This window comes from Microbacterium sp. LKL04, from assembly GCF_900102005.1.
GTDB lineage: Bacteria > Actinomycetota > Actinomycetes > Actinomycetales > Microbacteriaceae > Microbacterium.
On sequence record NZ_LT627736.1, the window covers coordinates 2867298 to 2885592 of the forward strand.

The 18295-nt window shown below is 71.3% G+C and carries 15 protein-coding genes; 8 read left to right on the top strand and 7 right to left on the bottom strand.

Annotated features, from left to right (window positions below; all coding sequences use genetic code 11):
* Positions 1-22: 22 nt before the first annotated feature.
* Entirely contained in the window at positions 23-430 is a 408-nt protein-coding gene (locus BLP38_RS13950) for a transferase (RefSeq protein ID WP_091359210.1), read from the bottom strand.
* Positions 431-528: 98 nt separating this feature from the next.
* Between BLP38_RS13950 and BLP38_RS13955 the strand changes: the two genes are divergently transcribed.
* Together BLP38_RS13955 and BLP38_RS13960 are read left to right on the top strand one after the other, a co-directional pair.
* Positions 529-1194: a YitT family protein gene (locus tag BLP38_RS13955; RefSeq protein ID WP_231916525.1), complete on the top strand. Its 666-nt coding sequence runs from the start codon at positions 529-531 to the stop codon at positions 1192-1194.
* Positions 1194-1496, top strand: a complete 303-nt coding sequence (locus tag BLP38_RS13960; protein ID WP_231916526.1) for a putative quinol monooxygenase — start codon at positions 1194-1196, stop codon at positions 1494-1496. The genes BLP38_RS13955 and BLP38_RS13960 overlap by 1 nt, the downstream gene beginning before the upstream one ends.
* A 12-nt stretch (positions 1497-1508) precedes the next feature.
* Here the strand turns inward: BLP38_RS13960 and BLP38_RS13965 are convergent, their stop codons facing one another.
* The 4 genes from BLP38_RS13965 to BLP38_RS13980 all read right to left on the bottom strand — a co-directional run bounded on the left by BLP38_RS13965 (position 1509) and on the right by BLP38_RS13980 (position 9739).
* A complete protein-coding gene (locus BLP38_RS13965) occupies positions 1509-2282 on the bottom strand; it encodes a DNA-formamidopyrimidine glycosylase family protein (protein ID WP_091359213.1) in 774 nt (257 codons plus the stop codon).
* A gap of 14 nt (positions 2283-2296) precedes the next feature.
* Positions 2297-7063: an ATP-dependent helicase gene (locus BLP38_RS13970; RefSeq protein WP_091359216.1), complete on the bottom strand. Its 4767-nt coding sequence runs from the start codon at positions 7061-7063 to the stop codon at positions 2297-2299.
* 59 nt (positions 7064-7122) lie between these two features.
* Positions 7123-8799 carry an ABC-F family ATP-binding cassette domain-containing protein gene (locus BLP38_RS13975; RefSeq protein ID WP_091359218.1) on the bottom strand — a complete coding sequence of 559 codons (1677 nt, stop codon included), beginning with the start codon at positions 8797-8799 and terminating at the stop codon, positions 7123-7125.
* A gap of 280 nt (positions 8800-9079) precedes the next feature.
* Positions 9080-9739, bottom strand: a complete 660-nt coding sequence (locus tag BLP38_RS13980; RefSeq protein WP_172824711.1) for an alpha/beta hydrolase — start codon at positions 9737-9739, stop codon at positions 9080-9082.
* Positions 9740-9838: 99 nt separating this feature from the next.
* On the opposite strand from BLP38_RS13980, the gene BLP38_RS13985 reads away from it, so the two are divergent.
* Positions 9839-10465 (top strand): NUDIX hydrolase family protein, encoded by a 627-nt coding sequence (locus BLP38_RS13985; RefSeq protein WP_091359221.1) that lies wholly within the window; start codon positions 9839-9841, stop codon positions 10463-10465.
* 37 nt (positions 10466-10502) lie between these two features.
* On the opposite strand, the gene BLP38_RS13990 is transcribed toward BLP38_RS13985, so the two are convergent.
* Positions 10503-11570 (bottom strand): threonine aldolase family protein, encoded by a 1068-nt coding sequence (locus BLP38_RS13990; protein ID WP_091359223.1) that lies wholly within the window; start codon positions 11568-11570, stop codon positions 10503-10505.
* Positions 11571-11635: 65 nt separating this feature from the next.
* Here BLP38_RS13990 and BLP38_RS13995 point away from each other — a divergent pair, with 65 nt between their 5' ends.
* Positions 11636-13057 carry an MFS transporter gene (locus tag BLP38_RS13995; RefSeq protein WP_091359226.1) on the top strand — a complete coding sequence of 474 codons (1422 nt, stop codon included), beginning with the start codon at positions 11636-11638 and terminating at the stop codon, positions 13055-13057.
* 71 nt (positions 13058-13128) lie between these two features.
* Here the strand turns inward: BLP38_RS13995 and BLP38_RS14000 are convergent, their stop codons facing one another.
* Complete coding sequence (locus tag BLP38_RS14000) at positions 13129-14538, bottom strand: DUF6421 family protein (RefSeq protein ID WP_091359229.1); 1410 nt, start codon at positions 14536-14538, stop codon at positions 13129-13131.
* Positions 14539-14655: 117 nt separating this feature from the next.
* Between BLP38_RS14000 and BLP38_RS14005 the strand changes: the two genes are divergently transcribed.
* The 4 genes from BLP38_RS14005 (at position 14656) to BLP38_RS14020 (ending at position 18269) form a co-directional block, all read left to right on the top strand.
* Positions 14656-15114, top strand: coding sequence for an Lrp/AsnC family transcriptional regulator (locus BLP38_RS14005; RefSeq protein WP_091359232.1), 459 nt, complete (start codon positions 14656-14658; stop codon positions 15112-15114).
* Between the two features lie 301 nt (positions 15115-15415).
* Entirely contained in the window at positions 15416-16360 is a 945-nt protein-coding gene (locus BLP38_RS14010; RefSeq protein WP_091359235.1) for a diacylglycerol/lipid kinase family protein, read from the top strand.
* A gap of 71 nt (positions 16361-16431) precedes the next feature.
* The gene (locus tag BLP38_RS14015; RefSeq protein ID WP_091359238.1) at positions 16432-17631 is read left to right on the top strand and encodes a sensor histidine kinase; all 1200 of its coding nucleotides are present in this window, start codon (positions 16432-16434) and stop codon (positions 17629-17631) included.
* A gap of 56 nt (positions 17632-17687) precedes the next feature.
* The gene (locus BLP38_RS14020) at positions 17688-18269 is read left to right on the top strand and encodes a response regulator (RefSeq protein ID WP_231916620.1); all 582 of its coding nucleotides are present in this window, start codon (positions 17688-17690) and stop codon (positions 18267-18269) included.
* Positions 18270-18295 lie beyond the last annotated feature (26 nt).

Genomic DNA, 18295 nt, shown 5'->3' on the forward strand with positions numbered 1-18295 from the left:
TCGTGAGTCTGCGAGGAGCGGGTCAGGCCGCCAGCCGCAGTCCGCGTCGGTCGGTGGCGACGCGTTCGCCGTCGGGAATGCTCTCGTCGTCGCCGATCAGCGACTCATTGGCGACGCGCGCTCCCGCGCCGACGAAGCAGCGGACGCCGATCTTCGCGCCGGCACCGATAGCCGCTCCAGGGCCGATGTGCGCGTGCGGGGCGATCTCTGCGTTCGGGCCGATGACGGCATCCGGTTCGATCCACACGCCGCGGCCGATTCGGGCTCCCGCCGCGATCTGCGCCCCGGGTTCGACGTAGGTGCCTGCTTCGACGATCGCGCTCGGGTGCACCTTGGCGCCGTTCGCGATCAAGCCACGCCCGTTGGCGTGCTTGCGGTAGCGCAGCGTCTCGCCTCGGTCGTTCTCGATGTCGATGTAGTTCTTGCCCACGGGAATCCTCCTTGGCGGATACAACGTCCCACAAGGCATTTCATTCCCGAACGGCGCCCGAAATCACGGGGTTGACCGCGGCTGGGTAACCTGATTCGGTGACAGCCCCCGCAGATCCGATCGACTCCGCCGCTCCCGAGACCGGACCGTCGCTCGTCTTCGATCAGAAGGCCGCGCCGCACAGCTGGCTGGATGACGTCGTCGGACTCGCGACGGGAACGTTCACCGTCTCGCTCGGCCTGTTCCTGCTGCACCTCAGCACGGCCGTCACCGGCGGCACGGCGGGCCTGTCGCTGCTGCTGAACTACGCCCTCGAATGGCCGTTCTGGGCGCTGTTCGCAGTGGTGAACCTTCCGTTCGGCGTCCTTGCCGTCTGGAAGCGCGGGTGGAACTTCGCGCTCCGCACCATGGTGTGCATCGGGGCGGTGTCGGGCTTCTCCGTCGTCATCGAGCATTTCTTCCTCGTCGAACGGATCGATCCGATCTTCGGCACCGTCGCCGGCAACCTCCTCGCCGGCATCGGTCTGCTCATCGTGTTTCGCCACGGCGCGAGCCTCGGCGGTATCAATGTCGTAGCCCTCGTCATCCAGGATGCGACCGGCATCCGCGTGGGGTGGACCATGATGGTCTTCGATGTCCTCGTCATCCTTCTCGCCCTCCTCGTCGTTCCGTGGCCGAACGTCCTCCTCAGCGCTGCCGGGGCCGTCGTGCTGAACCTCGTCCTCGCACTGAACCACCGGCCGGGCCGGTACATCGGCCACTGATGATGGTCGACATCGGCGGTGTACGCCTCTCGGGACGCATGATCTGCGCCACGAAGGACGAAGCGGATGCCGTGCGTCGCCACCTCGACGCGCACATCGCTCGCACCCGCGCGGAACCGGGTTGTCTGCTCTTCGAAATAACGCCGCTCGGGGGCGGCCGCGCGTGGTCGGTGGAGGAGCTCTTCACCGATGCGCACGCGTTCCGGGAGCATCAGCGGCGCGCGGCCGAGAGCGAATGGGGTCGCGCGACGGCGGGCATCGAGCGCCGGTACCGCATCGAAGGTCTCCCGCCCGAGGAGTGACGCGTCAGCCGCTCACGGCTGGCAGACGGGGCACCAGAATACGACGCGCTCGCTTGTCGCGCGGGCACCGAGCTCCGACCCCTGGATGAGCGTGCCGCAGCGCCGACACGGCTTACCGCCGCGCCCGTAGACCCAGGTCTGCTTGCCCGGGCGGTTGTCGCCGGTGAACGTGCGTCCCTGCCGGTCCCGGTTGGCGCGAATCATGCGCACGCCCGTGTCGATGAGACCCGCAATGTCGACGTCCTTTGCGAGCGCGGTGGGGCGGATGCCGCGCACGAACAGCAGCTCGTTGGCGTATTCGTTGCCGAACCCGGCGACATTCCGCTGGTCGAGCAGCGCGACATGGATCGCGCGCTCGTCCGCCGCGACGTTGGCCACGGCCTTCGCCGCATCCCAGTCGGCGGCGAGCGGATCGGGTCCGAGGTGGCCGACGACGCGCTCCTCGTCGGCGGTGGGGAGGACCTCAACCATCGCGAGCTCGAAGCCGACGGCATCCGCGGGTCTCGTCCCGACGATCGCGCGGGCCTGGAACGCGGGGGCGCGCCACTTCTGACCCGGGCGGTAGACGTGCCAGCGGCCCTCCATCTTGAGGTGCGAGTGCAGGGTCTGCGCCCCGATGCGCATCAGGAGGTGCTTGCCCCGCGGCACGACTTCGCGGACGGTCTCGCCGCGCAGGTCGACCGTGGCGCTCCGCGGCACACGCACCTCGAAACGCGTCACTTCGTGGCCTGCGAGCGCCTCGTGCAGCTTCCGCGCGGCGCGGAAGACGGTGTCACCCTCAGGCATGGGTCGCCTCCGGCTCAGGCACGCTGCGGCTCCCGTGCGCCGCGCCGCAGGGTGAGGCCCTTGGGCGATTCGACGAAGCCGGCGTCTCGGAGGGCGCGGCCGGCGGCGGTCGTGTAGACGAAGGCGCCGCTGACCTGCTCGATCGTGAGGGTGTCGAGTCCGCGGGCACGCGAGGTCTCGACGAGGCTCCGCGCGGCGGCGACCAGGACGTCCTCGTCGTCGGTGAAGGCGAGGGCGGTGCGCCCGCCCCGCTCGAGGTACAGCACGAGCGTGCCGTCGACGAGCACGACCAGTCCGCCGGCCTTGCGGCCCGGGCGGTGGTTCACGCCCTCGATCGACGGCCAGTTCAGCGCCGCGCCATAGGGGTTCGCGGGATCGGTGGCGGCGAGCGTGCGCGCGGTGAGCGGAGCGGGCTCGGGCACCGACGCGAACTCGCGGAGCCTGTCGACGGTCGCGGAGGTGGCGAACTGGGCGGCGCCGAGCTTCTCGACGAAGTAGCCGCGTCGGCAGTGTCCGGCATCCTCGAATCCCGCCAGGATCCGATACACCTGCGCGAAGCCGCCGGGCACGCCCTCGGCCTGCACCGAACCGCGCGTCACGACGCCGTAGCGCTCGAGGAGCATGCCCGCCGTCGCGGTCGCCCGGAGGGTCGCGTCGTCGTCGGGAATGGGCAGGAGCGACCAGCGGCCGCCGACCATCGCGGGGCGCTGCGGTGCGGGCCGTGCGGCGGCCGCGATCGGCGTGCCGCGGAACATCCGGGTGCGGGGCGTCCGCCGCGTCACACGGTGCGCCTGCGATCCGCCGGCGAGGAGTCCCCGGACGGGGGCGAAGGTGTCGTTCGTGACGCGTCCCGACCAGGTCAGGTTCCAGAGCGCGTCGATGACGGATTGCTCGTTCGGCGCGTCGACCATGCCGGCCAGCTGTCCCGCGAAGTACGCGCCACCGGCTCCGAGCGCCTCGAGGATCGACTGCTCGAACGGCGTCGGCTCGTCCTCGGGCGTCGGGAGTGTGAGGGTGGCGACGTCTGCGGGGTGCAGTGCGATCCACCCGTCGCGCCCGGGCAGCGAGCCGTGTCCCGACCACAGCACCTCGCCCGTCGCGGTCAGCTCGTCGAGCAGAGCGGGGGAGTAGTTCCGCACCCGCGACGGCAGGATGAGCGACTCCCATGCGCTCGCGGGAAGCGGCACGCCGGCCAGTTGCTCGACGACGGCGAGCACCCCGTCGACGCCTTCGAGCGGACGCGTCAGGTGCTGCCAGACGGGCAGGAATCGTCCCAGCGCCTGCGGTTCGACGGGCTCGACGCTTCCGCGGATCGCGGCGAGCGAGCGCATCCGGATGCGGCGCAGCACCTCGCTGTCGCACCACTCGAGGTCGTCGGGGTGGGCGGAGTCCGCGGGCAGGAAGAACCCGCTCGCGAGCCGGCCCTGAGCTTCGAGTCGCTGCAGCGTCTGACGGGCGACGGCGCCGCCCACGCCGAGGCGCGTCGCGACGTCGGCGGTCCGAAACGGACCGTGAGTGCGGGCGTACCGGGCGACGAGGTCGGCGAGCGGATCGGCGACCGGTTCGAGGAAGGCGGTCGGGATGCCGACGGGCAACGCCGCCCCGAGCGCGTCGCGCAGACGACCCGCATCCTCGATCCCGGCGATGCGGGCCGCGCCGCCGAACGTGACGCGGATCGCGCGGCGGGTCTCGACGAGCTCGTCGAGGAGCGCGGCGGCATCCGTATCGGTCGCAGCGGGCGCCGGCGCGTCGGGGTCCGCCGCGGCGCCTTCGAGCCGCTCGGCGACCTCGGCGACCGACAGGGGCCCGAGCAGCCGCAGCAGGTCGGCGACGCCCTCGACACCGCGCACCCGCCTTGTGGGGTCGAGGCGCTGGAGCTCACGCTCGTACTGCTCGATGACGCCCGGGTCGAGCAGCTCGCGCATCTCGATCTTGCCGAGCAGTTCGCTCAGCAGGGCCGGGTCGACCGACAGCGCGGCCGCCCGCCGCTCCGCGAGGGGCGAGTCGCCCTCGTACATGAACGCGCCGACATATCCGAAGAGCAGGTCGCGCGCGTATGGCGAGGGCGAGCTGGTCGTCGTCTCGACGAGACGGATGCGGCGGTCGGCGATGCTCCGCGCGATGCGCAGGAGGGCAGGCAGGTCGTAGACGTCCTGCAGCACCTCGCGGAGCGTCTCGAGGATGATCGGGAAGGTCGGGTGTTCCTTCGCGACCTCGAGCAACTGCGCGGAACGCTGCCGCTGCTGCCACAGCGGCGACCGCTTGTTGGGGTTCAGTCGCGGCAGCAGCAGCGCGCGTGCGGCGCACTCGCGGAACCGCGAGGCGAACAGTGCAGACCCGCCGACCTCCGAAGTGACGAGCTGCTCGAGCTCGTCGGCGTCGAAGACGAACAGCTCGGCTCCCGGCGGCTCGGCATCCGTGTCCGGCACCCGCGCGATGATCCCGTCGTCACTCGCGACGGCGGCTCCTTCGACACCGAGGCGTTCCCGGATCCGCGCGTTGACGGCCAGCGCCCACGGTGCGTGTACGTGCATGCCGTACGGGGAATGCAGGATGACGCGCCAGTCGCCGACCTCGTCGCGTGAACGCTCCACGGTGAGCGTCTTGTCGGTCGGCAGGCTGCCGGTGGCTTCGCGCTGTTCGCCGATGTAGGCGAGCAGGTTGCCGATGGCGTTGTCGTCGAGGCCGGACTCCCGCAGCCGTGCAGTGGCCTTCTCGGGCTTCGACGTCGACAGCTCGCGTGAGAACTTGCCGAGCGCCTCGCCGAGCTCGGCGGGACGGCCGAGTCCGTCACCGTGCCAGAACGGGAGCTTGCCCGGCTGCCCGTAGGCGGGGAGGACGTTGACGCGGTCGTGGGTGATCTCGACGATCCGCCAGCTGGTGGTGCCGAGGGTGAACACGTCGCCCACGCGGGACTCGTAGACCATCTCCTCGTCGAGCTCGCCGACGCGGGCGTTGCGGGCCTCGCCCGAGATGAAGACGCCGAACAGCCCCCGGTCGGGGATCGTGCCGCCGCTGGTGACCGCGATGCGCTGCGCGCCGGGCCGGCCGGTGATGGTCCCGGCATCCCGATCCCACACGACGCGCGGCCGCAGCTCGGCGAAGGCGTCGGAGGGATACCGCCCCGCGAGCAGGTCGAGGGTCGCCTCGTACGCCGAGCGGGGAAGCGAGCGGAACGGGGCCGAGCGCTTGACGGTCTCGAACCAGCCCTCGACGTCGAGCACGGCCACGGCGGAGGCGGCGATCGTGTGCTGGGCGAGGATGTCGAGCGGGTTCTGCGGCACCGAGATGGCCTCGATCTGCCCCGCGAGCATCCGCTCGGTCACGACGGCCGTGTGCAGGACGTCGCCGCGGTGCTTGGGGAACAGGGCCGCGCGGCTGACCTCGCCGACCTGGTGACCGGCGCGACCGACGCGTTGCAGACCGGATGCCGCCGAGGGCGGCGCCTCGACCTGGATCACGAGGTCGACGGCGCCCATGTCGATGCCGAGCTCGAGGCTGCTCGTCGCGACGACGCAGCGCAGCGCCCCGGACTTCAGCTCGTCCTCGACCTGCGCACGCTGCTCCTTCGACACCGAGCCGTGGTGGGCCTTCGCGAGGATCGCCTCGACGCCCGCCGACGCTCCCGCCTGCGCCGCCCTGACCGCTCCTCCAGACGGCGCATTCGCGCCGCCCGGAGCCTCTGCTGCCGGGACCCTCATGGCGGCCGGCACCGTTTGATCCGGCACGTCGATGCCGACACGCTCGGCGTAGATCTCGTTCAGCCGTCCCGTCAGGCGCTCGGCGAGGCGCCGCGAGTTCGAGAAGACGATCGTGGACCGGTGGGCGAGGATGCGGTCGACGATCGCTTCTTCGACGTGCGGCCAGACCGATCCGGTCATCTCCGACGACTGCGGCGGCGTGTACCAGTTGCCGCCGTCGCCATCGTCGTCGTCGGCATCGACCGCGACCGGCTCATCCTCTTCCGGCGCGCCAGGCGGCGGGGGCGGGTTGGTGAGGTCGTCGATCGGCACGACGACGGAGAGGTCGAATGCCTTCGTCGCCTTCGGCGCCACGATGTCGACGGGAGCTGCGCCGCCCAGGAAGCGGGCGACCTCGTCGATCGGACGCACCGTCGCCGAGAGGCCGATGCGCTGCGCCGGGGTGTCGAGCAAGGCGTCGAGCCGCTCGAGGCTGACGGCGAGGTGCGCACCGCGCTTGGTCGCCGCGACGGCGTGGACCTCGTCGACGATGACGGTGTGGATGCCGCGGAGCGTCTCGGCCGCCTGCGAGGTCAGCATCAGATAGAGCGACTCGGGCGTCGTGATGAGGATGTCCGGCGGATCGGCGAGCAGGCGTCGCCGGTCGGCGGAGGGCGTGTCACCCGACCGGACCCCGACCGTCACATCGGGCGCCGGCATCCCGAGCCTGCGGGCGGACTGCCCGATGCCCACCAGCGGAGAGCGGAGGTTGCGCTCGACGTCGACGCCGAGGGCCTTGAGCGGCGAGACGTAGAGGACGCGCGTGCGCGGAGGCGCGGCATCCGCTCGCTTCTTCTTGCCGCGCGCGGGCTTCTCGCCCTCGGCGGCCGGCTTGTCGGCGACGCGGTCCCGGAAGATGCGGTCGAGTGCCCAGAGGAACGCCGAGAGTGTCTTGCCGGAACCGGTCGGGGCGACCACCAGCGCGTGCTTGCCGGCCGAGATCGCCTGCCACGCGCCGGCCTGCGCGGCCGTGGGCGCGTGGAAGGCGCTGCGGAACCAGTCCTGCGTCGCAGGGCTGAACCGCTCGAGGACGTCCGCCATGCTCCCATCATCGCGCGGACCACCGACATCGGGCCGGGGCTTGCGCCCCGGCCCGTCGGTCAGACCTCCGTCATCCGTCCGTCCCGGAGTTCGAGCGTGAGCCCCGCCCCGATCCGCGCGAGGAACGCGTCGTCGTGGCTGACGACGAGCACCGCCCCCCGGTAGGCCGAGAGGGCCTCGACGAGCTGGTCGACCGTGTCGAGGTCGAGGTTGTTCGTCGGCTCGTCGAGTACCAGCAGGTGCGGCGGCGGGTCGGCCAGAAGCAGGCGGGCGAGCGCCACGCGGAACCGCTCACCGCCTGAGAGCGCCGTGACGGGCCGGTGCACCGTGTCGCCGCGGATGAGGAACCTCGCCAGCCGGTTCCGCAGCTCGACGTCGCCCACTCCGGGTGCCGCCGCCCGGATGTTGTCGAGCACCGACGCTGCCTCCGCCAGCCCGTCCACCCGCTGCGACAAGTACCCGATCCGGCCGGTGTGCGCCTCTGCCCGGGCATCCTCGCGCGCCCAGTGCAGGGCGGATGCCGCATCCGGCCCCGGCGTCGACCCTGCACCGTCGTCTGAACCTGCACTCGGCACGCGATCCGCTGCCCCCGCCGACGCGACGAGCCGCTCGAGCAGCGTCGTCTTGCCGGCGCCGTTCGGTCCGATCAGCGCCACCCGCTCGGGCCCCTGGATGATCCAGGAGCGCTCGCCGTCGCCGATCGTCGCGATCCGGCGGCCGGTGCCGACGTCCGGATCGGGCAGATCGATGCGCACCGTGTCGTCGTCGCGCACGCGTCGTCCGGCGGTGTCGACCGCGGCGCGCGCGGCATCCACCTTCTCGTTCGCCTCGACGCGGAGCCTGCCCGCCGTCACCTGCGCGGAGCGCTTCATGGCGCCCAACACGATCTTCGGCGCCGCCTTCCGTGCGGCGAGCTTCTTGCCGTGCGCATCGCGCGTGGCGATCGCCGATTCGACCTGCTGGCGGTCCCGCTTCTCGCGCCGTAGCACCTGCCGCGCCGCCGTCTCGGCCTGTGCAGCGGCGGCCTGCTCCGTCTCGAGCCAGGACCGCCACGCCGAGTACGGGCCGCCGAAGACCGACAGCTCGGAGCCGTACAGCTCAGCGGTGTCGTCGAGTTCCTCGAGCAGAGCGATGTCGTGACTCACCACGACCAGCGTCCCGCGCCACGTCCGCACGAGCTCGTGCACACGGCGACGCGCGTCGCGGTCGAGGTTGTTCGTCGGCTCGTCGAGGAGGGCGATCTCGGCGCCGCGCAGGCGGACGCCGATGAGCGCCGCGAGCACCGCCTCACCGCCCGAGAGCTCGCCGACGCGGCGATCGAGAGCTCCGTCCGGCAGCCCGACCTCGGCGAGCGCCGCCGTCGCTCGAGCCTCGATGTCCCAGTCGTCGCCGACCGTGTCGAAGTGGCGCTCGTCGACGTCGCCGCGCTCGATCGCGCGCACCGCGTCGAGGACGGACCCGATGCCGAGCACGTCTGCGACGCGCCGCGACACGTCGAGCGTGAGCTGCTGGGGCAGCAGGTCGACCCGTCCCGCCGTCGTGATCGATCCGGATGCCGGTTCGAGAGTCCCGGCGATGAGCTTCAGCAGTGTGGACTTGCCGGACCCGTTCCGGCCGACGAGGCCGGTGCGACCGCCGCTGAAGGCTCCGGTGACGTCGCTCAGCGCGACGGTGCCGTCGGGCCAGGCGAAGGAGAGGCGGTCGAGGGTGACCGCGGAGGTAGAGGTGGTGGGCATGTGCGCCTCCCTTTTGGGGGTGCGCGGACGCCGGCGTCGACGAACCGGTCCGCAGCGCTCGGTGCGGCCGGGCAGCACGGTGTGCTGCGGTCGAAGGGGGACGGTCCGCGCCGGTCGGTGAATCGATCACCGGGCGGACCGTCGCATCGTCCTCGGAGAGGGTCGACGGGTCAGCGCGGGATCACAGCGCGATCGCGTCGACAGCCTTCAACGGCTCTTCCTCACACTCGGGACAGGACGCCGACCATGGTAGCGACGATGCCGAGCGGATGCCAGGGCGTCAGCCGCGCAGACGCGTCAGCTGCTTCTCGAGGAACACGCGCACGTCGCCGAGCTGCTCGGCCGAGACGCTGTGCGCGAGGTTCGGATAGACGCGTCCACTCAGGTCGGTGTGGCTCGGCAGCCACTGCGCCGTGTGATCGACGAAGCGCGGCGGGATCACCTCGTCGCGCGCGCCGCGGCCCCAGAACACCGGCGGGCGCACCTCGGCCAGCTCGGCATCCCCGTCCGCAGGTTCGGGGAAGGCGTACCCGGCGAGGCTGACCGCGAACGCGGCGGCCTGCGGTCGCATCCGCAGCATCTGCAGGGCGATGACCCCGCCCTGCGAGAACCCGAGAAGGCCGACGGATGCCGCATCCCTCCGCACCTCGTCGACCCACTCCCAGACGGCGGAGGTCGACGCGATGACCTCGCCGTGGTCGCGACTCTCGACGCCGTCGATCGTGAACCAGGAGTATCCGGGCATCGGGAAGCGCGGCGCGAGGGGCGCGCGGACGGCGGCCACGACGAACTCGTCGGGCAGGTGCGGCACCAGGCTGAACAGGTCCGCTTCGTTCGACCCGTAGCCGTGGAGCAGCACCAGCAGCGGACGGCCGCCGCGTTCCTCGGCGGATGCGGACCACAGGACGGCGTCGGGATCGAGCGGGGAGGCGGCCACCATGCGTCCATCCTGCCCCAGCCCTCCGACACGGGCGAGGAGACCGCGGGCGGGGAGACCGCGGGCGGGGCGCCGCGGCATCCGCTCGGGTATACATGAGGCATGGCCGTCCGCACTCCCGACCCCGACCCGAACGAGCAGGGCGACGAGGGCGCCTCGCGCGATCCGCTGCGCGGGCTGGGGTCCTCGATGGGGCGTCCGGGCTCCGCCGGCAACCCGGCGTGGCTGAGCGACGTCGAGCTCGCCGAGGCGCGTCGCCGCCTGCCGATGCTGTACGTCGAGGCCGTGCCGGTGCGTCTGGACGGTATGGGCGCGGTGACCGACGTCGGCATCCTGCTGCGCGCGACGCCGATGGGCGAGATCTCCCGCACCATCGTGTCAGGGCGCGTCCGCTACGGCGAGACCGTACGCGACGCGCTGTTTCGTCACCTCGAGAACGACCTCGGCCCGATGGCCTTCCCGCTGCTGCCGCCGCAGCCCGCCCCGTTCACGGTCGCTGAGTACTTCCCGATCCCCGGCGTGAGCGCGTTCCACGACGACCGGCAGCACGCCGTCTCGCTCGCGTTCGTCGTGCCGGTGACCGGCACGTGCGAGCCGCGTCAGGACGCCCTCGAAGTCACCTGGATGTCGCCCGAGGAGGCGTCGTCCGACGCCCTCGCCGCCGAGATGGAGGGCGGCCGCTCGACCCTCGTCCGGCAGGCACTCGCCTCGGTCGGCGCCCTGCGCTGACCCAGCCCCGCGCGCGACCCGCGCCGCCGCGCGACCGTCAGCCGCGCGTGAGGCGCGACAGCGCCGCGACGAACGCGTCGACGTCGGCCTCCGTGGTGTCGAAGGAGCACATCCAACGCACCTCGTTCTTCGAGGCATCCCAGTCGTAGAAGCGGAACGACTCGCGGAGCTGGTCGGCGACGCCGTCGGGCAGCGTCGCGAAGACGCCGTTCGCCTGCGTCGGCTGGCTGAAACGCACGCCGGTGATCGAACCGTCCGCCAGACCGGCCTCGATCGCCCCGCGAAGTCGCGCCGCCATCGCGTTCGCGTGGCGGGCGTTCCGCAGGTAGAGGTCGTCCTCGTAGAGTGCGATCAGCTGCGCCGAGACGAAGCGCATCTTCGACGAGAGCTGCATGTTGAGCTTGCGCAGGTAGGGGAGCCCCTGGGATGCCGCCGGGTCGAGCACGACGATCGCTTCGGCCGCGAGCGCGCCGTTCTTCGTGCCTCCCGCGCTGACGAGGTCGACGCCGGCGTCCTTCGTGAAGGAGCGGATCGGCAGGTCGAGGGCCGCGGCCGCGTTCGACAGGCGTGCGCCGTCGAGGTGCAGGCGCATGCCGCGGGCGTGCGCGTGGTCGGCGAGGGCGCGGATCTCGTTAGGCGTGTAGAGGGTGCCGAGCTCGGTGGACTGCGTGATCGAGACGACGAGCGGCTGCGCGCGGTGCTCGTCGCCCCAGCCCCAGGCCTCCATGTCGACGAGCTCGGGAGTGAGCTTGCCGTCGTCGGTCGGCACGTTGAGGATCTTGATGCCCGCAACCTTCTCGGGAGCTCCGCCCTCGTCGACGTTGATGTGAGCGGTGGATGCCGCGACCACGGCGCCCCAGCGGGGGAGCATCGACTGCAGGCCGGTGACGTTCGCGCCGGTCCCGTTGAAGACGGGGTACGCCTGCGCGTCCTCGCCGAAGTGACGCGCGAAGACCTCCTGCAGGCGTGCGGTGTACACGTCCTCGCCGTACGCGACCTGGTGGCCGTCGTTCGCGGCGGCGATGGCCGCGAGCACCTCGGGGTGGACCCCGGAGTAGTTGTCGCTGGCGAAGGAACGGATCGTCGGGTCGTGGAGCGTCGTCACCCCCTAAGCCTAGGTCTCACGCCGGTGGGCTTCCCCGTGTCGGAGCCCGGCGATACCCTCGCCGCATGAGTGAAGCGACACCGTCGTCGCGCACCGTTCCTCCGGGCGGGATGCGCACGTTCCTGCACGTCCTGGTGAACACGGCCGTCGCGAACGTCACGACGAGTTTCCTGTGGTTCGCCCTCACCTTCTGGGTGTACCTCGAGACCACGTCCGTCCTGGCCACGGGGATCATCGGCGGCGCTTACATGCTGCTGCTGGCGATCTTCGGCATGGTCTTCGGCACGCTCGTCGACCGCTTCCGCAAGCACGCCGTCATGGTGTTCTCCGGAGTCTTCACGCTCGCGGCCTTCCTCGCGGCCGGTGCGATCTACGTGTCCCAGCCGGAGTCCGAGATCCTCGACCTCGGCGGACCGTGGTTCTGGCTCTTCTCCGGCATCATCCTGACCGGCGCCGTCGTCGAGAACCTGCGCAACATCGCCCTGTCGACGACGGTCACCCTCCTCGTGCCGACCGAGCGCCACGCGAACGCCAACGGCCTCGTCGGGACGGTGCAGGGCATCGCCTTCATCGTGACGAGCGCCCTCTCGGGTCTTGCGATCGGACTCGTCGGCATGGGCTGGACCCTCGCCGTCGCGATCGCCTTCACCGCCGTGCCGCTCGTCCACCTGCTCTTCGTGCGCATCCCCGAAGATGCGCCGACGCCCGATCCGGGCTCGAAGATCCTCGACATCCGGGGGGCGGCTGCAGCCATCCGGGCGGTGCCGGGCCTGTTCGCCCTCATCCTCTTCTCGACCTTCAACAACCTCATCGGCGGCCTCTACATGGCGTTGATGGACCCGTACGGTCTGGAACTGTTCGACGTGAAGATGTGGGGCGTCGTCCTCGCGGTGACGGCGACGGGGTTCCTCATCGGCGGTGGCATCGTCGCGGCCAAGGGGCTGGGCAAGAACCCCATCCGCACCCTGTTGCTCGCGGTCGCCGTCATGGGTCTGCTCGGTGCGGTCTTCACGCTGCGGGAGTGGTGGTGGCTCTACGCGGTCGGGATCTGGGCGTACATGACTCTCGTGCCGGTGATCGAGTCGGCCGAGCAGACGGTCATCCAGAAGGTCGTCCCGTTCGAACGCCAGGGCCGCGTCTTCGGAGCGGCCACCGCGCTCGAGGTGTCGACCGGTCCGATCACCTCGTTCGCCATCGCGCCGATCGCGGAGTTCTGGATCATCCCGTACCTGCGCACCGACGAGGGTGAGCGGACGTGGTCCTGGCTGCTCGGCGAGGGTGAAATGCGGGGGATCGCGCTGATCTTCCTCGTCGGCGGACTCATCATGGTGGCCGCGGCGCTCGCCGCGTTCCTCACCCGGTCGTACCGGACGCTCTCGGCCGAGTACCGCGACGCTCCCGAGACGGCAGAAGCGGATGCCGCGGCCCCGGCCACCGGCATCCCTTCATCGTCGCGCGAAGCGGCAGGGGGCGTCGCCGCCGACTGATGCCATGGGTCGGAACGGCTTCGGCGCCCGAGTCTCCCCAGAGCTCGGACGCCGAAGCGGCTCCCGAACGCCTAGGCGTCGGAAGCGCGGATGCCGGCGACGCCGGCGATGACGGGACGCATCTTCTTCTCGAGGGCCTCGAAGAACATCGACAGCGGGAATTCGTCGTCGAGGACCGCGTCGGTGTACCCCTTGGGCGGGCCGGCGAGGATCTCGTCGGACAGCCCGCGGGCCCACTGCGACGCGGGGTGGGGCGTCACGGTCGTGCGCACGAGGTCGTAGGCGGCGAGCCAGTGCGCCACCTTCGGGCGGTCGATCGACTCCCAGTAGAGCCGGTCGATCGCGTCGCTCAGCGCGATGACGGCGTCGGCGACGCGGTCCCACTCGAACGCGAGCGAGGTGTCGGTCCAGTGCAGGACCCCGCGCCGGTGCAGCCAGGCGAACAGCAGCTGACCGCCGAGCCCGTCGTAGTTTCGGACGCGGGTGCCGGTGATCGCGAAACGGAAGATGCGGTCGAAGATGACCGCGTACTGCACGAGGCCGGCGTGCTCGAGCATCTCGCCTTCGGCATCCGTCCGCGTCGGCTTCGCCGACAGGTCCTTCTCGATCGCGACGCACTCGCGGAACGCCGTCAGGTCGCAGCGCAGCTCCTCGAGCGAGTACAGGAAGAACGGCATCCGCTGCTTGATCATGAACGGGTCGAACGGCAGGTCGCCGCGCATGTGGGTGCGGTCGTGGATGAGGTCCCACATGACGAACGTCTTCTCTGCCAAGCGCTGGTCGTCGAGCAGACGGGCGGCGGCCTCGGGCAGCTCGAGGCGGGTGATCTCGGATGCCGCCCGCACGACGCGGCGGTAGCGTGCGGCCTCGCGGTCCTGGAAGATCGCGCCCCACGTGAAGGTCGGCACCTCGCGCATGGCGACCGTCTCGGGGAAGAGGACGGCCGAGTTCGTGTCGTAACCGGGGGTGAAGTCGAGCAGGCGGAACGAGACGAACAGACGGTTCGTGTAGGTCTGCTCGAGCTCGGCGATGAACTCCGGCCAGATCGTCTCGACGAGGACGGCCTCGACCTTGCGGTCGCGGGTGCCGTTCTGCGTGTACATCGGGAACACGACGAGGTGTCGGAGGCCGTCGATGCGGTTCTGCTGCGGCTGGAAGGCCATGAGCGAGTCGAGGAAATCGGGCACCGCGAAGTCATCGGACGCCCACCGGTCGAAGTCGGCGACGCTCGCCTCGAGGTAGGCGGCGTCGTGCGGGAAGGCGGGGGAGAGGGCACGGATGCCGGCGGTGATCGCCTCGACGTGCGCGCGGGCCGCGTCGTGGTCGGCGGGGTCGGGTACCGAGCCGTCGGTGGTCTGCAGGTCCTGCAGGGCGGTCGCGGCATCCCGCAGCAGCGCCCAGGCTTCGGAGGTCTCGGCCACGCGGGCGTCTTCGACGACCTCGGGCATTCCGATGATCGTCGATGTGGTGACGGTGCTCATGGTGGACCTCCGATCGGTTCTTGACGGTTTCCCGGCGCTTAACGGGAAGATTTCCGGTGATTTCAGCGTAGGGCCGTAAGGATCTCGTGTGCAACCTGGCTGCGGTAGCGTCGGAGCGTGCCCGCAGACGAGACCGACCCCGCCGATTCCGCGATCATCGCTGCGCTCTCGGCCAACGCGAGGGCGACGCTCGCGGAGCTCTCCGCCGTCGCGGGGCTGTCGGTGTCGGCGACGCAGGCGCGCGTCCGACGGCTCGAGGCGAGGGGGCTGATCGCCGGCTACCGCGCCGTCATCGATCCCGAGATCGCGGGCAAGCCCCTCGCGGCGTTCGTCGAGATCACGCCGCTCGACCCCGGCCAGCCCGACAACGCTCCCGAACTCATCGCGCACCTCGACGAGATCGAGGCGTGCCACTCCATCGCGGGCGACGCGGCCTACATGCTGTTCGTCCGCGTCGCGACTCCGCGCGATCTCGAGCGGCTGATCCGCGACATCCGTTCCGCCGCGTCCGTGAACACCCGCACGACGGTCGTGCTGCAGACCTTCTTCGAGCACCGTCCGATCTCGCCCGCCTGACGCCCGCCGGCATCCCGTGCCGCGCCCCGTGCGCCATGCGCCCGTGCCGCGCCCCGATCCCGCGGGCGGTGCCGGTGCCCGCGCCCCGGCATCCCCGCGCCGAGTCACCACTCGACTGCCGAGTCACCACTCGAATGCGCGCCACGGGGTGGTGATTCGGCACGTCAGTGGTGATTCGGCGGGGACGCCGGCCTGCGCGCGCGTCCCGTCCGGCACGCGCGCGCAGGCGCGTGCCGCCCGGCTGACTCCCGCGCGCTGTCAAGAGGAGGCGGGACCGGCTCGCCCTGCCTAGCGTGGAGGCATGAGCGACACCCCCATCGGCCGCGAGGTCCTCGTCGTCGCGAACAGTCGATCCGGCGCCTCGCTGGGACGGCCCGACCGGGTTCCCGACGTGCGTCGCCGGATGCCGGGGGCCACCATCCGCGAACTCGCCGAGGACGAGACTCTCGATGACGTCGTGGCCGAGGCCATGGCCGAGGAGGAACCGCCCCGCGTGCTCGCGATCCTCGGCGGCGACGGGTCGGTCTCGCGAGCGGCGCACCTCGCGCGCCGCCACGACCTGACCCTCCTCGTCCTGCCGAACGGCACCTTCAATCACTTCGCCCGGTCGGCCGGCATCCCCGACGTCGATGCTGGACTCGACGCCTATGCGGCGGCGAACATCCGGCCCGTCGCGGTCGCCGAGGCCTCGGTGAACGGAGCTGACCCGATCACGGTGCTGAACGCCGTCTCGCTCGGGGCGTACCCCGAGTTCCTCGCCGAGCGCGAGCGTCGCACGAGCCTGGGCAAGTGGTGGGGCGGCGCCGTTGCCGCCTGGAGAGAGATGCACGATGCTCACGCGGTCGACATCGCCCGCGGCGGCAAGCGCGCCTCGGTCTGGTCGGTGTTCGCCGGCGTCGGACCCAACGACCCCGATCGCATCGCTACGATGCAGCGTGCGACGCTCGACGAGCCCGTCATCGACGTCCGCGTGCACCACGCTCGCGGGACGCGGGCGCGGGCCATCGCGTCGCTCGCGTTCGGGGAGAAGACCGTCACGATCCTGCGCGCACTCCGCGTGATGCCCCCGGCATCCGACATCGAACGCATCCTCGACGAGGACTTCGAGATCGAGGTCCGTGCCGGCAGTGCCCCCGACATCTGGGTGCACGACGGCGAGCTCGAAGAGGTGGGGCAGGACGGCTTCCGTCTGCGGGTGCGCGCGGTCCGCGAGGGCCTGCGGGTCTACCTGCCCGCGCGGGAGTGACGGATAGATCTGGGGGCGGATACATCCCCAGACGGATGCCTCGGCTCACCCTGACCGCGTAGCGTTCAAGGGTGTTCCGCTCGCTCCGCCCGTACCAGGTCGCCGTCGACGCGTCGGTCGCGGTGCTGTTCGCGCTGGTGTCGCTTCCGTACGAGCTGGGCACGTCGACCAGTTCGTCGTACGACATCGGCGGATGGGGAGCGATACCGGTCGTGCTGCTCCTCTCCGGCGCACTCGGACTCCGCCGGTTCTCGCCGGGTCTTGCGCTCGCCGTCGCCTGGAGTGGCGCGATCGTGCAGATGGGGCTCGGACGCGGTCCCGGGTTCGCCGACATCGCGATCTTCGCGGTGCTCTTCGCGACCGCCGCCTACGGTACGAGGCTGGTGTTCTGGCTCGGTCTCGCCTCGGTGGTCGTCGGCTCGGGCACGATCACGATCTACCTCTTCCGCTGGGCGTTCCTCGGGAGCGGCTCGCTCTCCGACGTCCCGACGCTGATCTTCGTCCTGCTGGCGGCGCTGTTCGCACTCGGTCTCTCGTGGACCGCCGGCGCCCTCGTCCGCACCGCGATGCGCGCCCGCGCCAACCGCGCCGCGCAGTCGCGCGCCGAGGAGCAGACGGTCGCCGAGCAGGAACGCACCCGCATCGCCCGCGACATGCACGACATCGTCGCGCATTCGCTCGCGGTCATCATCGCCCAGTCGGACGGCGCGCGATACGCCGCGGCATCCGACCCCGACGCCCAGGCCGCGGCGCTCGGCACCATCTCGTCCACTGCGCGCTCCGCCCTTTCGGACGTGCGCCTGCTGCTCACCCAGCTCCGCCACTCGCAGGCCGAGGGGCCGCAGCCGACGCTCGCCGACCTCGAGCAGCTCTACGCCCAGGTGCGCGCGGCGGGCGTCGAGCTGCGGGTGGACGTCGACCCGGCGCCGCGCGGCGAGGTCGCAGCATCCGTGCAGCTGTCGGTCTACCGCATCCTGCAGGAAGCCCTTACTAACGCGCTCCGACACGGCGCCGCCACCGGCGTCGACGTCTCGCTCGCGTGGCACCCGGATCGTGTCGAGCTGCGCGTCCGCAACGAGGTCGCCCCCGTCCCCGAGGGAGCGGAGCGGCGCACCGGCGGCCACGGTCTGATCGGCATGCGCGAGCGCGCGCAACTGATCGGCGGTCGATTGGATGCCGCGGCCGCAGACGGCGTCTTCACCGTCGAGGCCTCGCTGCCCACCGGATCCGCGTCCGAGAACCCCGACCCCCTCGAGAGGAGCGCTCGGTGAGCGTCATCCGCGTCGTCCTCGTCGACGACCAGGCCCTGTTCCGTGCCGGCATCCGGATGGTCGTCGCCTCGCAACCCGACCTCGAGGTCGTCGGCGAGGCCTCCGACGGCGCGCAGGCGATCGAGGTCGTCCGCCAGACGCGCCCCGACGTCGTCCTCATGGACATCCGGATGCCGGTGATGGACGGGCTCGCCGCGACCGAGGCCCTGCTCGCCGACGCCGATCCGCCCAAGGTGGTCATGCTGACGACCTTCGACCTCGACGAGGCCGCGGCCCGGGCTATCCAGCGCGGGGCGAGCGGGTTCCTGCTGAAGGACGCCGATCCCGAGTTCCTCCTCGCCGCGATCCGCACGGTGCACGCGGGCTCGTCGGTCATCGCGGCCGCCGCGACGCGGGAGCTCTTCGCGCAGCTGAACGAACCCGTGCGCGCCGTCCCGCCGACGTTCGGTGAGCTCACGGACCGCGAGCGCGAGATCTTCGCCCTCGCCGCACGGGGCCTCTCGAACGCCGAGATCGCCGCACGGGAGTTCCTCTCAGAGGCGACGGTCAAGACGCACGTCTCGCGCATCCTCGCGAAGCTATCGCTCCGCGACCGCGTGCAGCTGGTCGTCTTCGCCTTCGAGCACGGACTCGCCTGATCGGCGCACACGGGATCATCCTCCCG

Excerpts from the sequence above, each read along its gene's own strand:
- BLP38_RS13985 (WP_091359221.1), top strand. The coding sequence starts at position 9,839 with ATGGCCGTCCGCACTCCCGACCCCGACCCGAACGAGCAGGGCGACGAG.
- BLP38_RS13995 (WP_091359226.1), top strand. The coding sequence starts at position 11,636 with ATGAGTGAAGCGACACCGTCGTCGCGCACCGTTCCTCCGGGCGGGATG.
- BLP38_RS14000 (WP_091359229.1), bottom strand. The coding sequence starts at position 14,538 with ATGAGCACCGTCACCACATCGACGATCATCGGAATGCCCGAGGTCGTC.
- BLP38_RS13975 (WP_091359218.1), bottom strand. The coding sequence starts at position 8,799 with ATGCCCACCACCTCTACCTCCGCGGTCACCCTCGACCGCCTCTCCTTC.
- BLP38_RS14010 (WP_091359235.1), top strand. The coding sequence starts at position 15,416 with ATGAGCGACACCCCCATCGGCCGCGAGGTCCTCGTCGTCGCGAACAGT.
- BLP38_RS13970 (WP_091359216.1), bottom strand. The coding sequence starts at position 7,063 with ATGGCGGACGTCCTCGAGCGGTTCAGCCCTGCGACGCAGGACTGGTTC.
- BLP38_RS13980 (WP_172824711.1), bottom strand. The coding sequence starts at position 9,739 with ATGGTGGCCGCCTCCCCGCTCGATCCCGACGCCGTCCTGTGGTCCGCA.
- BLP38_RS14020 (WP_231916620.1), top strand. The coding sequence starts at position 17,688 with ATGGTCGTCGCCTCGCAACCCGACCTCGAGGTCGTCGGCGAGGCCTCC.
- BLP38_RS13965 (WP_091359213.1), bottom strand. The coding sequence starts at position 2,282 with ATGCCTGAGGGTGACACCGTCTTCCGCGCCGCGCGGAAGCTGCACGAG.
- BLP38_RS13960 (WP_231916526.1), top strand. The coding sequence starts at position 1,194 with ATGATGGTCGACATCGGCGGTGTACGCCTCTCGGGACGCATGATCTGC.